Origin of the sequence: Xanthomonas cucurbitae (genome assembly GCF_002939885.1) — a bacterium.
In the GTDB taxonomy this organism is placed as follows: Bacteria; Pseudomonadota; Gammaproteobacteria; order Xanthomonadales; family Xanthomonadaceae; genus Xanthomonas; species Xanthomonas cucurbitae.
This window is the reverse complement of the sequence record NZ_MDED01000022.1, coordinates 47,093-63,852: the sequence shown is the minus strand read 5'-3', so window position 1 is coordinate 63,852 and position 16,760 is coordinate 47,093. Positions and strand designations below refer to the sequence as shown.

At 66.5% G+C, this 16,760-nt stretch carries 14 protein-coding genes and 1 pseudogene; 7 read left to right on the top strand and 8 right to left on the bottom strand.

The annotated features are described in order from the left end of the window. The first annotated feature begins 36 nt into the window (after nt 1-36). The 3 genes from XcuCFBP2542_RS12675 to XcuCFBP2542_RS12665 all read left to right on the top strand — a co-directional run bounded on the left by XcuCFBP2542_RS12675 (nt 37) and on the right by XcuCFBP2542_RS12665 (nt 5,144). Nucleotides 37-1,629: a serine hydrolase gene (locus XcuCFBP2542_RS12675; protein ID WP_338000099.1), complete on the top strand. Its 1,593-nt coding sequence runs from the start codon at nt 37-39 to the stop codon at nt 1,627-1,629. A 225-nt stretch (nt 1,630-1,854) separates the two neighbouring features. Continuing rightward, complete coding sequence (locus tag XcuCFBP2542_RS12670; protein WP_104603923.1) at nt 1,855-3,120, top strand: cation:proton antiporter; 1,266 nt, start codon at nt 1,855-1,857, stop codon at nt 3,118-3,120. A 191-nt stretch (nt 3,121-3,311) separates the two neighbouring features. After that, the gene (locus tag XcuCFBP2542_RS12665) at nt 3,312-5,144 is read left to right on the top strand and encodes an ABC transporter ATP-binding protein (RefSeq protein WP_104603922.1); all 1,833 of its coding nucleotides are present in this window, start codon (nt 3,312-3,314) and stop codon (nt 5,142-5,144) included. Nucleotides 5,145-5,323: 179 nt separating this feature from the next. On the opposite strand, the gene XcuCFBP2542_RS12660 is transcribed toward XcuCFBP2542_RS12665, so the two are convergent. Next, nucleotides 5,324-7,132: a DUF885 domain-containing protein gene (locus XcuCFBP2542_RS12660; RefSeq protein ID WP_104603921.1), complete on the bottom strand. Its 1,809-nt coding sequence runs from the start codon at nt 7,130-7,132 to the stop codon at nt 5,324-5,326. 232 nt (nt 7,133-7,364) lie between these two features. Here XcuCFBP2542_RS12660 and XcuCFBP2542_RS12655 point away from each other — a divergent pair, with 232 nt between their 5' ends. Both XcuCFBP2542_RS12655 and XcuCFBP2542_RS12650 read left to right on the top strand, forming a co-directional pair. Then, nucleotides 7,365-7,547 carry a hypothetical protein gene (locus XcuCFBP2542_RS12655; RefSeq protein WP_104603920.1) on the top strand — a complete coding sequence of 61 codons (183 nt, stop codon included), beginning with the start codon at nt 7,365-7,367 and terminating at the stop codon, nt 7,545-7,547. Next, entirely contained in the window at nt 7,544-8,353 is an 810-nt protein-coding gene (locus tag XcuCFBP2542_RS12650) for a DUF4349 domain-containing protein (protein ID WP_104603919.1), read from the top strand. Before XcuCFBP2542_RS12655 ends, XcuCFBP2542_RS12650 begins: the two co-directional genes overlap by 4 nt. Nucleotides 8,354-8,550: 197 nt before the next feature. Here XcuCFBP2542_RS12650 and XcuCFBP2542_RS12645 read toward each other — a convergent pair whose 3' ends face one another. The 4 genes from XcuCFBP2542_RS12645 to XcuCFBP2542_RS12630 all read right to left on the bottom strand — a co-directional run bounded on the left by XcuCFBP2542_RS12645 (nt 8,551) and on the right by XcuCFBP2542_RS12630 (nt 12,045). Further along, nucleotides 8,551-8,844 carry a hypothetical protein gene (locus XcuCFBP2542_RS12645; RefSeq protein ID WP_104603918.1) on the bottom strand — a complete coding sequence of 98 codons (294 nt, stop codon included), beginning with the start codon at nt 8,842-8,844 and terminating at the stop codon, nt 8,551-8,553. 78 nt (nt 8,845-8,922) lie between these two features. After that, nucleotides 8,923-10,257, bottom strand: a complete 1,335-nt coding sequence (locus XcuCFBP2542_RS12640; protein ID WP_104603942.1) for a DUF2867 domain-containing protein — start codon at nt 10,255-10,257, stop codon at nt 8,923-8,925. Nucleotides 10,258-10,370: 113 nt separating this feature from the next. Continuing rightward, complete coding sequence (locus XcuCFBP2542_RS12635; RefSeq protein ID WP_104603917.1) at nt 10,371-10,685, bottom strand: metalloregulator ArsR/SmtB family transcription factor; 315 nt, start codon at nt 10,683-10,685, stop codon at nt 10,371-10,373. 367 nt (nt 10,686-11,052) lie between these two features. Further along, on the bottom strand, nt 11,053-12,045 hold the full coding sequence (locus XcuCFBP2542_RS12630; RefSeq protein ID WP_104603916.1) for a LysR substrate-binding domain-containing protein: 993 nt from the start codon (nt 12,043-12,045) through the stop codon (nt 11,053-11,055). Between the two features lie 170 nt (nt 12,046-12,215). Here XcuCFBP2542_RS12630 and XcuCFBP2542_RS12625 point away from each other — a divergent pair. After that, a pseudogene (locus XcuCFBP2542_RS12625) lies at nt 12,216-13,104 on the top strand (DMT family transporter). Nucleotides 13,105-13,149: 45 nt separating this feature from the next. On the opposite strand, the gene XcuCFBP2542_RS12620 reads toward XcuCFBP2542_RS12625, so the two are convergent. From XcuCFBP2542_RS12620 to trxA, 3 genes are all read right to left on the bottom strand, one after another. Then, complete coding sequence (locus XcuCFBP2542_RS12620) at nt 13,150-14,055, bottom strand: peptidylprolyl isomerase (protein ID WP_104603915.1); 906 nt, start codon at nt 14,053-14,055, stop codon at nt 13,150-13,152. Between the two features lie 181 nt (nt 14,056-14,236). Continuing rightward, a complete protein-coding gene (locus XcuCFBP2542_RS12615; protein WP_104603941.1) occupies nt 14,237-14,686 on the bottom strand; it encodes a DUF4442 domain-containing protein in 450 nt (149 codons plus the stop codon). 373 nt (nt 14,687-15,059) lie between these two features. Next, nucleotides 15,060-15,920: a thioredoxin gene (gene trxA, locus XcuCFBP2542_RS12610; RefSeq protein ID WP_104603914.1), complete on the bottom strand. Its 861-nt coding sequence runs from the start codon at nt 15,918-15,920 to the stop codon at nt 15,060-15,062. Between the two features lie 159 nt (nt 15,921-16,079). Here trxA and XcuCFBP2542_RS12605 point away from each other — a divergent pair, with 159 nt between their 5' ends. Next, nucleotides 16,080-16,697, top strand: a complete 618-nt coding sequence (locus XcuCFBP2542_RS12605) for a DUF998 domain-containing protein (protein WP_104603913.1) — start codon at nt 16,080-16,082, stop codon at nt 16,695-16,697. Nucleotides 16,698-16,760: the final 63 nt, after the last annotated feature.

The following is a 16,760-nucleotide window of genomic DNA, read 5'->3' as shown; positions in this document are numbered from 1 at the left end:
CGGTCTGGTTCATCGACGACATAGAGGGACATGAGGGTGACTTTGAATCGATGGTTGACGGGGGGGATGCTGATGCTGGCGAGCCTGACCACCACGCAGGCGGCGCAACTGCCGGCCGGGATGCAGCAGTTCGACGCGCAGGTCGAGCGGGTGCGCAAGCAGTTCGACGTGCCCGGGATCGCGGTGGCCATCGTCAAGGACGGCGAGATCGTGCTGGAGCGCGGCTACGGCGTGCGCGAGATCGGCAAGCCGGAACCGGTGCAGGCCGACACGTTGTTCGCGATCGCCTCCAACACCAAGGCGTTCACGGCGGCCTCGCTGTCGATCCTGGCCGACGAGGGCAAGCTGTCGCTCGACGACAAGGTCGTCGAACACCTGCCCTGGTTCCGCATGTCCGACGCGTACGTCGGCAACGAGATGCGCCTGCGCGACCTGCTGTCGCATCGCAGTGGCCTGAGCCTGGGGGCGGGCGACCTGCTGTTCTGGCCGGCCACCAGCTACACCAACGAAGAGGTGGTGCAGCGGCTGGCCAAGGTGCCGTTGAAGGGCGGCTTCCGCGACCGCTACGCCTACGACAACATCCTGTACGCCGTGGCGCAGCAGGTGATCGAGCAGGTGTCCGGGCAATCCTATGCGCAGTTCCTGCAGCAGCGCATTTTCGCGCCGGTCGGCATGCGCGGCACGCGCTTCAATGCCGACCATCTGCAGCCCGGCGACCAGGCAGCGGTAGGGCACGCAAAGTACGACTTCACCCAGTTGCGCACGGTGGCGCCATTGACCTGGTCCAATAACGCCGGTGCCGGCGGCATCTATTCCAGCGCGCACGACATGGCGTTGTGGATGCGGCTGCAACTGGCCGGCGGCCTGTTGCCCGATGGCAGGCCACTGTTCAGTGCCAGGCGGCAGCGGGAGATGTGGTCGATGATTACCCCGATCGCCATTGGCGATGCAGCGGTTCCGGAACTGGCCGGTGCGTTGCCGAACTTTTCCGGGTATGGCGAGGGCTGGAGCCTGAGCGATTATCGCGGCCATCGCCTGGTGTGGCACACCGGTGGCTGGCCGGGCATGGTGTCGCGGCTGACGTTGATGCCCGACCAGAAGCTCGGTGTGGTGGTGCTGACCAACCAGGAGGTCGGCGCCGCATTCAATGCAGTAACGCTGCAGGTGCTGGATGCATTCCTGCAGGTGCCGTCGACAGACTGGACGGCGGCCTATGCCAAGGCGGTTGAAAAAGCCGGCAGCGACGCCGATACCAGCTGGAAGCGGCACCAGCAGGCACGCGTCGCCCGCTCGACGCCGTCGCTGCCGTTGGCGGCCTATGCGGCGACCTATCGCGACCCATGGTACGGCGAGGTGGTGATCCGCCAGGACGGCGCGCGGCTGCGCATGCAGTTCGCCAAGACCGCGCAACTGGTCGGCACGCTGGAGCACTGGCAGCACGATAGTTTCATCGTGCGCTGGGACGACCGGTCCTTGAATGCCGACGCTTTCGTCAACTTCGCGCTGACACCGGACGGTGCGGTGCGCGAGCTGCGCATGCAGGCCCTCTCGCCGTTGACCGATTTCAGTTTCGATTTCCAGGATCTGGTGTTGACGCCGGTGGCGGCGAAATCCGCGCCGCAGGAGTGACGCGGGCTTGCGTTGATCGCGCATGGCGCTCGGATGCGTCATGCGACCGCTGGCGTCCGCTTGCCCGGGCGTCGTTGCCGACGCAGGCAACTGCATGGGTGGCGCATCGGCGTGAGTCCGAAGGATTGGGGGCGCAAGCCAGGCGTGAACCCGGCACGGTCGCGCTACCGTGAATCGGCATGGGTGGGTATGATCCGCCCACTTCTCAGGGATGTTGCCCAACGCATGACCACTGCGCAGATGTCGGTGTATTTCTTTCTGCAGGCCGCGGCGATCCTGCTGGTCTGTCGGCTCGTGGGTCTGTTGGCCAAACGGCTGGGGCAGCCGCAGGTGGTGGGCGAGATGATCGCTGGCGTGATGCTGGGGCCGTCGTTGTTCGGCCTGCTGGCGCCGCAATGGCAGGCGGCCTTGTTTCCCAAGCAGACCATGGATGTGCTGTATGTGTTCGCGCAGTTCGGCGTGGGCCTGTACATGTTCCTCGTGGGGACCGACTTTCGCGGTGACCATTTCCGCGCGCGCTACCGCAGCGCGATGAGCGTTTCGCTGGCCGGCATCGCGGTGCCGTTCGCACTGGCGTTTGCGTTGTGCCCGTGGCTGCTGACGGTGGGCGGGCTGTTCTCGGAGAAGGCCAAGCTGCTGGAAGCGTCGTTGTTCCTGGGCGCGGCCATTGCGATCACCGCCTTCCCGATGCTGGCGCGCATCATCCACGAGCGTGGCCTGACCAACAGCCCGTTGGGCACGCTGGCGTTGACCGCGGGTGCCTTCGACGACGCGGCCGCCTGGTGCATCCTGGCGGTGGTGCTGGCGAGCTTCGGCGGCAGTTGGGGCAGTGCGTACCTGGCCATCGGCGGGGGGATCGGCTATGCATTGTTCATGATCTTCGTCGGCCGCCATCTGCTGCGCCGGCTGGCCGATTACGTGGTGCCCGGGCAACCGCTCGGCAATGGTGTGCTGGCGGTCGTGCTGATGCTGTTCTGCCTCAGTGCCTGGGCGATGGATGCGATCGGCATCCATGCGGTGTTCGGCGGTTTCCTGCTTGGCGTCTGCCTGCCCAAGGGGCCGTTGACCGAGAAGCTGCGCGAGATGCTGCAGCCGTTCGTGGTGGTGCTGCTGCTGCCGTTGTTCTTCACCTATTCGGGGCTCAAGACCCAGCTCAGCGTGTTGCTGCAGCCGCAGATCATGCTGGCCGGCGTGGCGATCCTGGTCGCCTCGTTCGTCGGCAAGGGCGTGGCGTGCTGGGCGGCGGCGCGCGCCACCGGCGAGAACAATCGCGATGCCATGGCGATCGGGTCGCTGATGAATGCGCGCGGCCTGATGGAGCTCATCATCATCAATATTGGCCTGCAGGCCGGGGTGATCGAGCAAGGCCTGTTCTCGGTGCTGGTGCTGATGGCGATCCTGTCCACGTTGATGGCCACCCCGTTGTTCAACTGGATCATGCGTCGCCACGCCAACGTGACCAACGCGGTACCCAGCCTGCAGGGACGCTGATCCGCGCGTCGCCGCCGGATCGGGACGGTCACGCAAGCCGGCGCCGGGCGCAATGCGGTGTCGCACGGGCGCGGCGGTGCCCGGAGGCGGCGTGCGCACGCTACGGTGCCAGCCGATCGCGACATGGCGCCACGCCGCGCCGACGCCCGATCGGCTAGCCTGGGTGCCCGGTGTCTCGCGATGTGGCTGCAATGTTCCGCTGGTTCGAATCCCTGATCGATATCTTCCCGCCCATCGAGCGGGAGATGCCGCCACGTAACGTGTGGCGGTTCTATCTGCATTACCTGCGGCCGTTGTGGCCGATCCTGCTGGCCACGCTGATCGCCGGGCTGTTGCTGGCGTTGGTGGAAGTGGCGATGTTCGACTTCCTGGGCCGCATCGTCGATATGCTCACCGAGCGTCCGGGGCCGGAGTTCTTCCGCCAGCATGCCGGCGAGCTGGCGTGGATGGCCGGAATCACGCTGATCGCGCGGCCCTTGTTTACCGGGCTGCACAACCTGCTGGTCAACCAGGCCATCGTGCCCGGCTTGAGCAACCGCTCGCGCTGGTTGATGCACAACTACGTGGTGCGGCAGAGCCTGGGCTTCTTCAACAACGACTTTGCCGGCCGCATCGCCAACCGGGTGATGCAGACCGGTACCTCGTTGCGTGAATCGGCGGTGCAGATGGTCGATGCGCTGTGGTACATCGTGGTCTACACGGGCAGTGCGCTGTGGTTGTTCGCACAGGCCGACCCCTGGCTGATGGCACCGCTGCTGATCTGGATGGTGGTGTATGTCGCCTTGATGGCGTTCTTCGTGCCGCGCATGAAGGCGCGTGCCTGGGTGGCCTCGGACGCGCGTTCCAAGGCGACCGGGCGCATCGTCGATGGCTACACCAATATCTCCACGCTCAAGCTGTTCGCGCATGCCGGCCGCGAAGAAGACTACGTCCGCGATGCCATCGACGAGCTGGCGGTCAAGCATCGCCGGCAGACGCGGGTGACCACCGCGATGGATACCGCCATCGCCATGGCCAACGGCTTGCTGATCGTGGGCACCTGCGCGCTGGCGCTGTGGCTGTGGAGTCGCGGCCAGATCAGCGTGGGTGCGATCACCCTGGCCACCGGCCTGGTGATCCGCATCCACAACATGTCCGGCTGGATCATGTGGACGGTCAACGGCATCTTCGAAGACATCGGTACCGTGCAGGATGGCATGCAGACCATCTCCCAGCCGGTGCAGGTGCAGGATGCGCCCACTGCAGTGCCGCTGCGCGTCACCCAGGGGCAGGTACAGTTCGAGCAGATCCATTTCCACTACGGCAAGCGCGGCGGCGTGATCGCCGGGCTGGACCTGCAGGTGCGCGCCGGCGAGAAGATCGGCCTGGTCGGGCCCTCCGGCGCCGGCAAATCCACCCTGGTCAACGTGCTGCTGCGGCTCTACGACCTGGAACAGGGGAGTATCCTGATCGACGGGCAGGACATCGCGCGGGTCACCCAGGAAAGCCTGCGCGGGCAGATCGGGCTGGTGACGCAGGACACCTCGCTGTTGCATCGCTCGATCCGCGACAACCTGCTGTACGGGCGGCCGCAGGCCAGCGACGCGCAGATCCTGGAGGCGGTGCGCAAGGCGCGCGCGGAGGGGTTCATCGAGACGCTGGTGGACGGCGAGGGCCGGCGCGGCTTCGATGCGCACGTCGGCGAGCGTGGGGTCAAGCTCTCTGGCGGTCAACGCCAGCGCATCGCCATCGCACGCGTGCTGCTCAAGGACGCACCGATCCTGATCCTGGACGAGGCGACCTCGGCGCTGGATTCGGAAGTGGAGGCGGCGATCCAGGACAGCCTGGACGCACTGATGGGCAACAAGACGGTGATTGCCATCGCGCACCGGCTTTCGACCATCGCGCGCATGGACCGGTTGGTGGTGATGGACGGCGGCCGCATCGTCGAGACCGGCACGCATGCGCAACTGATCGCGCACGGCGGGCTGTATGCGCGGCTGTGGGCGCGGCAGACCGGTGGGTTTGTTGCGGCGGATGGGTGAGGCAGCGCTGTGTGCGGGCACTGCGGGACAGGTAGATGCGGGTTCGTCGCTTGCCAAGGAAATGGCAAGAGCGCAAGCACCTCATCCGCCCCTGCGGGGCACCTTCTCCCGCGCGCGGGAGAAGGGACATGTAGCAAAAGCCGCAGTAGCCGTTCTCCCGCGCGCGGGAGAAGGACCGATCACTCGATCGGCTGATCCAGCATCAATTCGCGCGCAAAGCGCACTGGCGGGGCACCGTAGGACAGCATCTTGTCGTGGTAGGCCTTCAGGTTGAAGTCCTTGCCCAGCTTCTCCTGCGCCGCCTTGCGCGTATCCAGATGTTCCTGCACGCCAACGAAGTAGGTCGGCAACTGCGCCGACGACAGCTGCGCGCGCACCCATTTGCCGGAGGCCTCGCTTTCCTGCTGGAAGGTGTCGTGGGTCATCAGGTGCATCGCCTTGTCGCGATCCCAGCCATCCACATGCACGCCCTGGTCGAGGATGGCATTGGCAATGGTGCGCAGGTAGAACTTCAGCTGCACCAGGTGGAACAGCGGGTCGTTATCCAGATAGCCCTGTTCCTGCATCATGCGCTCGGTGTACACCGCCCAGCCCTCGGCGAACATGCCCGAGCGCAGCACCGCGCGCAGCGTGGACGGGAACTTGGCCGAATGCCAGCCTTCCAGGTAATGGCCCGGCGTGCCTTCATGGATGCTCAGCAGGTGGATCATGCGGGTGTTGTATTCGCGCAGGAACGAGTCGACCTGCTGGTCGTTCCAGTCGTCGGGAATCGGCGACACCGCGTAGAAGGTCTTCAGGTTCTTGTCGAGCGGGCCGGGAGAATCGCAATAGGCCACTGCCACGCCACGCTGGAATTCCGGCATCAGGATGATGTCCACGGGCGAATCGGGCAGCGTCATCAAGTCCTTCTGGCGCACGAATTCGGTGGACTGCGCCAACGCGGTCTTGGCTTCGTCCACCACCTTGTCGCGTGCGGGCTTGTCGGCATAGGCCAATTCCAGCGCGGCTTCGATCGCGGCCTGCTGCTGCTCGTCGTTGGGCGATTCGGGCAGCGTGGGAGCGCCGGGCTTGTCCTTGAGCACGGTGCGCGCAATGCCGTACATTTCGCCGCGCACGCGCTTGAGCTCGGACTCGGCACGTTGCTTGATGTCGGCACGCGAGAGTGACGACAGCAGCGCGAACTTCAGCTTCTGGTCGTACTTGTCTGCTCCGACCCGGAAGTCGCCCTTGGCGTTGGGCACCAGCACGGTGTCCAGCCAGGTTTGCTGTTCGGCGACAGCTTTCTTCAGGTTGTCGATGGCCGCTTGGGCACGCGCCGCTTCGATCGGGCCCAGCTGGCTGATATTAGGCGCGATGAAGGTATCGACGATGCTGAGGATGCCCTTGTTCTGCTTGGCCACCGTTTCCGCATGGATCTTCGGTACGCGTGCCGGGTCCAGGTTGGCACGCGCCTGCGCAAGGATGCTGGGAATCTTTTCCATGCGTTGGGTAGCGGCGCTCAGGCGCTCGGGCAGCGGTGCGAATTCGCGCGCCATCAGGCCATACAGGGCGCTGCCGGCCAGGCTGTTATAGACCTGCGGATCCCAGGCCCAGCTCTGCAGCACCTCGGTATTCCAGATCTCCGATTGCAGCTGATTGCGCAGGATGGCGGCGTCCACCTGGTTCTCGCGCGAGAGCTTGGCGACATCGACCGCGTCCAGTTCGGTTAGCAAGGTCTTGTTGGCTTCCAGGCTGCGCTGGCGGCCGCCGTCGCTGAGGTCGTCGATCTGCGCATCGAAGCGGTGGTCGCCAGTCTGCGTGGCAGTGACCGGCGACAGCTGCATCCAGGTGTCGAGCGCACGCTTGGACAGCGCGGCAAACCGCGCATCCGGGGTCTGCGCATCCTGCGCGCCGGCAGCGGGAGTGGCATCGGCGCGCGGGGATTCGGGCTGCTGCTGGCAGCCAGCCAGGCCGGCCAACAGGGCAAGGACAAGCAGGCGTTGACGCATCGTGGATCCTGATGGGAGCAAACCCACAGCATAGGCATCTGTGCGCCCGTTCGCATCCACCATTGGTTTAGAGTGGCCACCAGGCGGGACCGGACGGGCGGACGCAACCGTCACCTGCCATGATCGGCAAGGCACCGCTGCATTCGCCCAGGCGCAGGGCCGGCGGTGCGCCGGTAGCGTTCCATTTCCTTGAGGCACATCCACAACGCACTGTTTTCCAAGGAGCAAACCCATGCAGCACGCCGGCAGCTGTCACTGCGGACGCATCGCTTTCGAGCTCGAGACCGATGCGCCGATCACCGAGGGCGCCAATCCCAAGACCGGGCAAGCCACTATCGCCGTCAATGTGCGTTGCATTACCGGTCTGGATCTGACCACGCGCAGCGTGCAGCGGATCGATGGGGCCAGCCTGTGAGGCCCGCCATGCCGCGTTACCCGATGGTGTTGCTGATCGGGTGGGCGTTGGGCGGGTGCGCACGGCCGCAGGAGGAGATGGCCGCAGACGCCGGCGCTGCGGCGGCGCCGGCGTCTGCGCCGGTCACATCCGGCGCGTCACTGGCCTACGAACACGATGTCCGCATCGAATTGCCTGCCGATCAGATCGGCGAGCGCGTCGCTGCGGTGCGTAGCGCCTGCCAGGGCGCGCAGTACGGCAACTGCGCCGTGTTGACGGTGGAGCAGAGCGGCGGGCGCGACGCCAGCGGCAGTGTCAGCGTGCGGCTGGTGCCCGAGGGTGTCGAGCCAATGGTGCAACTGGCCGGCGAGCATGGCGATGTGGCGGCGCGCAGCACGCGTGCGCAGGACCTGGCCCAGCAGATGGCCGATACTGGCCTGGCGCAGGCACGATTGCAGAAAGAACACGCGCGACTGCAGGAGTTGCAGCAACGCCGTGATCTGGCGGTAGGTGACCTGCTGGCGGTGTCCAAGCGCCTGGCCGAGATCGAGGCCGAGTCACAGCAGACCCAGCAGGACGCTGCGCAGCAACAGCGTCGTGTACGCACCCAGTTGCTGACGCTGCATTTCAGCGGCACCTGGAGCGAGCAGGGCAGGGGCGAAATTGCGGAGGCGGCTGCCGAATTCGGTCAGGTCTTTGCGGTCAGCATGGCCTTCGTGATCCGTGCGGTGGCGGCGCTGCTGCCGGTGGGCGCGGTTGCCGCCGTGATCGGCTGGCTGGTGCTGCTGGTCTGGCGCTGGCGCCAACGGCGTCGCAGGATGCCCTGAACCAAGGTGTGGCGCTGTGCCGCGTCGCCGAGGTGGCGCGCGCATGCCGTACCGCGCGGTCCTGCGGCGAAGAAACCGTGTTCTGCAAGGGAATGCGCCGTCTGCTCCTTGCAGGCGGCGCACAGCAAACCGGGTCGGGTGGCGGGCCGGCGCAGCATTGCTACGCACGCAGGCGGCGCTCAGCCCTGAACCGATGCTCAGCCTTCGTCGTATTCGTATTCGACAAACACGTCCAGCTGCAACGCCAGTTCCTGCACCGCGTTGCGCACCTTCTGTGCGGTGGCTTCGTTGCCAGCTTCCACTTCGAATTCGTGGCTGCCCGGACCTTCGTCGTCCGAAAGGCCCGCCGAGCTGGAATCGTCGTCGTCCAGGTGTGGCATCAGGTCGTCGACTTCTTCCACGTGCTCGATGCCTTCGATGCTTTGCAGCAGGTTGGCGATGGCGCGCGCGTCGTCGTCGGTGCCGGTGATACGCAGGCGAACAGTGGGCATGGGCGTGTCCTGGGGATTGGGGACCCCAAGCCTAGGCAGCGCCAGGACAAAACGAGGTGATGGTGCCGGCGCATCCGTTCACGGCGAATGCGCCAGCCAGGCAGCGCTTTCCGCGTGTTCGGCATGTAGCAGGCGCTGCGCTGCGGCACGCAGCATGGCCGGCACGATGTAGTGGTGGTGCACATGGAGGATGGAGGCTATGTACACACGTCCCAGCCAATTGCGGCAGCTGACTTGCGTGGCCATGGTCAGCGCGATGCGCTGGTCGCCGATGCGGCGCAATGCGATCAAGGAACGAAAACGCAGATGCTTGTCGTCGGCGCCGAGGACGACCTGAATCTGCTGTCCATCGGCATCGCTGCGTTGTGCCAGCACCGGGAAGCGCCCGGCGAACAGGTGTGTTGCGGACGGATCCAGCAACGGCGACACGGGACAACCCCGACGCGAGGTGCGCCACCCCAATGGCGCAACCAGCAGATTGCGCAGCTGCATCAACCCGCTGACACCCCTGGGTGGCTGGTCCACGAACGCTTGCAGCAGATCACAGAGCACGCCTTGCAGGGTGTCGCTGTGCAGCTGGCGCGCATCCAGCTCCAGTTGATGGCCATCCTGGAAATGCACGGCGCTACCGAGCTGCCCATGCAACAACGCCTCCGGCGGCAGTGCCGGTAGCGGGCTGACCTGCGGCAGGGGCAGATGGGTGGCGACGAATCCCGGCCGGCGCGCGCGCGTCAGCGCCTGGCGCAGCCGGCCGCTCCAGCGCCGCGCGCGGCTGCAGGCGCGTTGCTGCCAGCTCTCAGGGCTGGCGTGCAGCGACAGCGACACGGTGGGGACATCGGCGGCGGCCGGCGGCGCGGCCTGCAACAGGGCAGTGACCGCAGCGGGCAGCAATTCGGTCAGGCTGGCGATGGTGGCCTGGCCCTGGTGGACCAGTGTCTGCTGCGCGTCGCTCAGCACGCCGCCGGCTTCGTCCGGGTGGCAGGACAACGCAAAGAACGCCGAATGCGCAGCATTGCTCTGCGCCGGTGCGAACTGATGCCAGGTGCCGCCGCCGAAGCGCACGGTGAACAGGCTGTCGCCGGGCAGGTTCACATAACGCAGCGCGCGCACGAACGCGTTGGGGTCGGCGTCGAGCTGTTGCAGGGAAGCGGTGGAAAAGCGCAACTGTGCACCGCCGCTGCCGGTGATGGCAGTGAACACGCGATGGCCGGCGTGGCAATGGAACGGGTGTCCCTGCGGGCCCACCGAAAACGAGAACAGCGAGGTGGGGTCCCCATGACTAAGGTCCGGTGCCGACAACTGCGCGGAGGGTTCGTCCAGCGCGTCGTGATGGGCCGGGTGCTGCCGCTGCCGCTCCACTGTCTGCGCGATCAGGCTGTCGCCTGCGCCGGGATCGAGCTGGGCGATCAGTATCACTTCCACCGGCCGGCCGCCGCTGTGCGAGGGCAGCGTCACGCGCGGAAAACTGCGGTCGGAAACAATCCGTGGGTGGTCCATGGCAACTCCTTGCGGTGGGAAGACGGCAATCAGCGAGATTTTTTGGCCAATTTGCGCGATTCGCGTTGCAACGGACCGGCGACCGGGCAGATTTCGAAAGCGAATCCGCTGAGCGTGTTGACCATATTGTCCGGTGTCAGCCGATACACCACGAACTGCCCGCGCCGCTCGCTGCTGACCAGGCCGGCCGCCGACAGCACCGACAGGTGACGCGAGATGGCTGGCGCGCTCATCGCAAAGCGTTCGCCGATCTGCCCGGCAGTCAGTTCCTGCGCGGACAGGTAGGCCAGGATTTCCCGGCGCGGGCGCGAGGCCAGGGCTTCGAAAATGCGGTCAGCAGACATGATTTGGTTTAGATAATTAACGAATTAGCTAATTAATGATCTTGATGGAATGCTTGTCAAGCGATTTCTTATCGGCCTGCCAGGTGACGTTTGCAAGCCCCCCCCCTCCTTACGGGGCGGGAAGGCACCGCTTGCGCGCCACTGGCGCGCGTGCCGTGGAGCGCCCGCGCCGCAAGCGCGGGCCGGGGCACGGAGCAGGGGGTGAGGGGGCGGGGCGAAGCCACACCTGTACCCAGACTCCACCAGACTTCGCTCTCCCCCTCATCCGCCCCTTCGATGCACCTTCTCCTCCATGGAGGAGAACAATGTCCCGCAGAGAGATGGCACATCGAGATTTTTCACGCACTGCCAGGATTTTAGTGCGACTTCAATTCGCTGCCGATGCCTGACGCGAGTTCCGACGCCCCCGCAGCTTCTGCACACTTTCGCTCGGCGGCAATGCCAACAGCTCGGCGGGCAGCGCCGGCATCGGCGTGCGTTCATCCAAGGCTTCGCGCTTGAGCCAGTCGATGAACACCGCAGCGGCGGGGCTGGGCTCGCGGTGGCTGGGGTGCACGATGTAATAGGCGTAGCGCGCCTTGAGCGTGGGCCCGGGCAGGCGCACCAGCTCGTAGCGCTGCAGGTAGGGCTGGGCGATGTGCTTGCGTGCCAGCACCGCGCCCAGGCCGTAGACGGCCGCGCGCATGGCGTCGGTGCTGTCGTTGAAGGTGTGCATCGGCGGCAGCGTGGTGCCGCGCACCTGCGCGGCGCGGAACCAGTCGCGCCAGCCTTGCGGTGACATGTCGCTCAATAGCGGCAACTGCGCGATCTGCGCCGGGGTGCGCAGCGCAGCCACTTCCGGCAGCGATGGCGATGCCACGGGGAACAGCTCGTCGTCCATCAGATGCTGCGAGGTCAATCCGGGCCAGGCACCCTGTCCATAGCGAATGCCCAGCTCGGGGCCGCCTTCTTCGAAGCGCGAGAACGCCGGGTCCGATTGCAGGTCCAGGCGGATATGCGGATGCGCGCGGCAGAAGCGCGGCAACCGCGGCAGCAACCAGCAGTACGACAGCGAGCGCAGCGTGGTGACGCGCAGCGGAATGGCGTCTTCGCGCGGATGCAGGTTGCCGGCCACCGCCGCGATCTCGGACAATGCGGCGGAGGCGGCATCGGCCAGCTGGCGCCCCTCGGCAGTGAGCTTGACCCCGCGCGCCAGCCGCTGGAACAAGGTGACGCCCAGTAGCGCTTCGAGCTTGCGTACATGGTGGCTGACCGCACTGGCGGTCAGGTGCAGTTCTTCGGCCGCGTGCGCGAAGTTCTGGTGGCGGGCGGCTGCGGCGAACACGCCCAGCGCGGGCAACAGGGCGGGGCGCAGGTTCATCCAGGCATGAGTCAGATTTGTGGCTGGCTGCGATACTACGCGCTTGTCGCGCCTGCGGGCGCGGCCGATGCTGCACCCTCCCATCGCGATGATCGTGCCATGCCTGTGCAGCTGCCGGATGTTGTCCTTTGCCTTTGCAGCACAGCACGGCATGCCGCCGGAGCGCGGCGATGAGCGCGCAGCCGTCGATGCAGCCGGCCGTTGCAGCACGGCAATGGCGCACGCCGCTGGAGCTGGGTTTTCTGGGCATTGTCTGGGGCTGCTCGTTTCTATTCATGCGCGTGGCCGCACCCACGTTCGGCACCGTGGTGCTGGTGGAGATTCGCCTGGCGCTGGGCGCGCTGGTGCTGCGGCCGTTCCTGTGGCTGGCGCGCGAACGCTTCCCGCTGCATCGCTGGCCGATGCTCGCGGCCATCGGCGTATTGAATTCCGCATTGCCGTTTCTGCTGTTCGCCTGGGGCGCGCAGCACGCGCCCGCCGCCGTCGGTGCGATCTGCAATGCGATGACGGTGTTGTTCACCGCGTTGATCGCGTTCCTGCTTTTTTGGCGAAAAGATCGGCACGCGCCGCGCGCTGGCCTTGCTGGTCGGATTCATCGGCGTGCTGGTGCTGGCGACCGGCAAATCGGCCGGATTGAGCGTGGGCCCGGCCGCACTGGCCGGCGCCACTGCCTCGCTGCTGTACGGCATCGGCTACAACCTGGTAAAGCGCCAGATGGGCGACCTGCCACCGGCGGCATCGGCGGCCTCCACGTTGGGCTGCAGTGCGTTGCTGCTGGCGCCACTGGCCTGGTGGCAGTGGCCGACCACGCCGGTGCCGGCCGTGGCCTGGGCCTGCGCGACCGCGCTGGGCGTGGTCTGCACCGGGTTGGCATTCCTGATGTACTACCGTTTGATCCAGCGCATCGGCCCGGCGCGTGCATCCACCGTGACCTACCTCGTGCCGGTGTTCGGCGCACTGCTGGCGTGGTCGCTGCTGGGCGAACCGCTGACCTGGACCATGTTGTTCGCTGCAGTGCTGATCCTGGGCAGCGTCGCCTTCAGCCAGCGCGCCCGCTGAGCAGGCGTGGCCCGCTCTTGCGATTCCCGATTCCCGATTCCCGATTCACCCAGCAGGCGGCGCCCGCACCGGCAGCGGCACATTGCACAGGTCGATATGCCCGGCCGGGCGCTTGTAGAAATCGTCCTTGCGATTACGGCGCGCTTCGGCCACCTCGCGGAAGGTCGGGCTGTCGGTGCGCAACAGCTGCAGCGGCGTGCGTTCGGGCGCCGGCACGTCGCTGACCAGGCGGATCGCGCGGATCGGCGAGCGTTGCGCCGCATCAGCATAGAAGCCCATCGGGTCTGGCCCGCGCGGAATCACGCTGAGCAGCTCCATGCCCTTGACCACGCGGCCGACCACGGTGATGTTGCGATCCAGCTGGCGCGGCGACTGCCCGGTGACCACATACAGTTCGGCGCCAATGCTGCTGTCTTCATCGTTGTTGCGGCCTGCGCCCAGCGTGCCGTAGCAATGCGCCAGCCAGGTCTTGCCGCTGGCGGCATCGCGCCCGACCGGGAAGCCGTCGACGAAGCCTACTTGCGGCGCCCAGCCATCGCTGTCGGGCAGGCGCTGAAACGCCAGGCCCTGCGAGGCGCGTTCGAATTCGGCCGGCAGATGCGTCCTGGCTGACCCGAGCGACTTGGCCTTGCCCGGCGTCTCGCCATCCGGGTCGCCGAACTGCACCACGAAGTTGTCCTGCGAGCGGTAGATGCTCAGCCCGTCCCAGAAGCGCTCATGCGCCAGCGTGCGGATATTGGCGACATGTTCGGGCGCAAACTGCGGCGCCAGCTCGATGACGACCCGCCCTTTATCCAGCTCCAGGTACAGGGTGCGCTCGGGATCGAGCACGCGCCATGCGCTGGCCGGTGAACTGTCCAGTATCTGTTGCGGGCTGCGATAGGCCGCGTTGGCGGCAGCGGGCAGGACCAGGGCGAGCAGGCAGGCAGAAGCAACGGTGCGCAGCAGCATGAAGGCAGCCAGTCGGGAAGATGCCCGATTCTTGACCAATGCGCGCCAGGACGCAAAGCGCGGGTTCGCTGCGCGGCGCCATCGGCGGCGTGCGCATCGTGGATGTGGGTGGAAGTCTGTCTGCCTGCAGTGGTTGGCGTTCGGCGTGGGTTGGCGCTGCACTCGCGTGCTGGTCTGTTGGTCAGTGCGCCGGCTTGCGTTTGACGTAGAGCTGCTTGCGCACGCGTGCCACCACCTCGCCATCGCGGTTGTGGATCTCGTTTTCAAACCAGTGCAGATGCTTCTCGCCGTTGGCGGTGGCCTCGCGCAGTTCCTCAAGCACGCTAGTGTCGATGACGAAATCCGCGCTGACCGTGCCGCGCCCGGGTTTGACGAAGTCGATGCTGCCGGCCTTGTCCCACACGTAGTAGTCGCGGCCCAGGTTCTGCATCACCAGCAGCATCCAGAACGGGTCGGTCATGGCGAACAGGCTGCCGCCGAAATGGGTGCCAACGTAGTTGCGGTTCCATGGCCGTTGCCGCAATTCCACCCGCGCGAAGCGATAGTCGGCCGACAGCACAATGACATGGATGCCGGCGAACAAATATGGCGGCCACAGGTTGATACCGAGCTTGAACAGTGAAGCGCGCATGCGGGCCTGATGCGATGGCGGAGGCAGTGCATAGCGTAACATTCGCATGCGTATGGATATGGGCCGCAGCGACTGTAGGAGCGGACCCGGCCGCGACGGCGCGTTACCGGGAATGCCTCATCGCAACCGGGCGCCGTCGCGTCGCGGCCAGGTCCGCTCCTACGTGTGCTTCGGGTTGGCGGTGTTGGGGCCGGTGCTGCCGCTTGTTGCAGTGCTGCCAGGTGACGTCAGTCCTGCCGCCCGCCTTGGTAGGAGCGGACCCGGCCGCGACGGCGCGTTACCGGGGAAACCCTCTTCGGCGACCGACGGTAATGCCTCGTCGCGGCCAGGTCCGCTCCTACGGGTCCATGTGGCGCCGCAGCGCCATTGGCTGTCAGAACACCAGCGCCGACATCTTGCGGCGGTAGCGGCCCACCAGGTCTTCGTCTTCGATCACACGGAACGCATCGATCAGGCTGCGGCGCGGCAGGTTGTCGTCGAAGGCGCGGTCCTGGCGCAGCATTTCCAGGAACTGCTCCAGCGCCGCTTCGTCGTTGCCGTCGAGCAGATGGCGCACGCCCAGCAGATGACGTGCGCGCAGGTCGGCCTCGTTGGCGTCCACGCTGGCCTGCAGTGCGCCCGCGTCCGGGGCGTCCTTGAGCACATTGGCAAAACCCAGACGCGCCTTGGCGCGCACCGCGCGGTCGTCGGTGGCCAGGTTGGCGGGCAGGGCGTCGATCAGTTGCTCGGCCTCGGCGGTGTCGCCGGTCTTGAGCAGCGCCAATGCCAGATCCAGCTTGAGCTCGTCCTTGTCCGGCTCGGCGGCGATCGCCTCGCGCAGCGCGGCGGCCTGGGCTTGCGGGTCCAGCGGTGCCTCGGGCGGCAGTGCTTCGACGACCTGCGGCTCGGCCGGCAACACGCCGTGCTGGGTCAGGAATTCGCGGATCTGGCCCTCGGGCATCGCGCCCGGGAAGCCGTCCACCAGCTCGCCGCCCTTGACCAGGAATACCGTTGGCACCGAGCGGATCTGGAACGCGGCCGCGATCTGCTGTTCCTTGTCCACATCGACCTTGGCCAGTTCGAAGGCGCCGTGGTAGTCGGCCGCCAGCTTCTCCAGGATCGGCGTCAGGGTCTTGCAGGGCCCGCACCAGGTGGCCCAGAAGTCCACCAGCACCGGTGTCGTCAACGATTTCTGCAGGACCTCGGTCTCGAAGGTGTCGGTGGTGACATCGAATACATGCGGTTTGTCGGACATGGGTTTCCTGAAGTGAGAACGGCAACAATGGACCGTAATGGTGGCAAACCCGGCCGACACAAGGCCGGCGTGACACGTGCCAGGGGTTCACGCCACGCCCGCCCGGCCCGACAATGCCGCGTTCTGGTGGCGCACGGTGCCACGATGCGGAGCAGCACAATGGCAAGTACCGACGGCGCGCAGCGCTACCTGGGCCTGGTCGCGGCGAGCGTGTTCGTGCTGGCGGTGGCCGGTTTCGGCGCCACGCTGCCGGGCTACCTGCAAGCCAGCCACCCGGTGGCCTTGCTGGGCGCAGCCGGGGTGCCGCATGCGCTGGGCTTCAATCTGCTGGCCTTCGTGCTGGTGGGCGCGCTGGGCATGCTGACGGGGGTCAGTCTGCTGGCGCGGATGCCGCTCAAGGCCAGTTGGAGTCTGCGGGTGGGCGGGCAATTGATCGTGCTGGCCGGGCTGGCCTTTGTCGGCATGGGCCTGTTGCCGCTGGATCCTGCCGACCTGGATGGCCGCGCCAGCCAGGCGCATGCCACTGCCTGGCTGCTGTGGGCAGTGGCCTTCGTGCCGGCCATGCTGCTGATCGCCGCCGCGCTGCTCAACGCCCCCGGCACCCGTGGTCTGGCCTGGCTCAGCCTGGCCGCCGGCCTGCTGGTGGCGGTGCTGGCATTCGGCCCACCCGGCCTGCTGCGGCAGGCCATCGCTCAGCGCCTGGCGTTTCTGGCGTGGGTGGGCTGGCTGGCGGTGGCGTGCTGGATCTGGCCGGCGAAGGCGCCCGCACGGCGGTAATGGTTTGGAGCACCTGCTGCACTGCGGTACCCTGTACCGCTTTGCACCGCCCGAGCATCCGCT

Coding starts and splice junctions, on each gene's coding strand:
- XcuCFBP2542_RS12670 (WP_104603923.1), top strand. CDS start 1,855: ATGACCACTGCGCAGATGTCGGTGTATTTCTTTCTGCAGGCCGCGGCG.
- XcuCFBP2542_RS12665 (WP_104603922.1), top strand. CDS start 3,312: ATGTTCCGCTGGTTCGAATCCCTGATCGATATCTTCCCGCCCATCGAG.
- XcuCFBP2542_RS12660 (WP_104603921.1), bottom strand. CDS start 7,132: ATGCGTCAACGCCTGCTTGTCCTTGCCCTGTTGGCCGGCCTGGCTGGC.
- XcuCFBP2542_RS12655 (WP_104603920.1), top strand. CDS start 7,365: ATGCAGCACGCCGGCAGCTGTCACTGCGGACGCATCGCTTTCGAGCTC.
- XcuCFBP2542_RS12645 (WP_104603918.1), bottom strand. CDS start 8,844: ATGCCCACTGTTCGCCTGCGTATCACCGGCACCGACGACGACGCGCGC.
- XcuCFBP2542_RS12635 (WP_104603917.1), bottom strand. CDS start 10,685: ATGTCTGCTGACCGCATTTTCGAAGCCCTGGCCTCGCGCCCGCGCCGG.
- XcuCFBP2542_RS12630 (WP_104603916.1), bottom strand. CDS start 12,045: ATGAACCTGCGCCCCGCCCTGTTGCCCGCGCTGGGCGTGTTCGCCGCA.
- XcuCFBP2542_RS12620 (WP_104603915.1), bottom strand. CDS start 14,055: ATGCTGCTGCGCACCGTTGCTTCTGCCTGCCTGCTCGCCCTGGTCCTG.
- XcuCFBP2542_RS12615 (WP_104603941.1), bottom strand. CDS start 14,686: ATGCGCGCTTCACTGTTCAAGCTCGGTATCAACCTGTGGCCGCCATAT.
- trxA (WP_104603914.1), bottom strand. CDS start 15,920: ATGTCCGACAAACCGCATGTATTCGATGTCACCACCGACACCTTCGAG.
- XcuCFBP2542_RS12605 (WP_104603913.1), top strand. CDS start 16,080: ATGGCAAGTACCGACGGCGCGCAGCGCTACCTGGGCCTGGTCGCGGCG.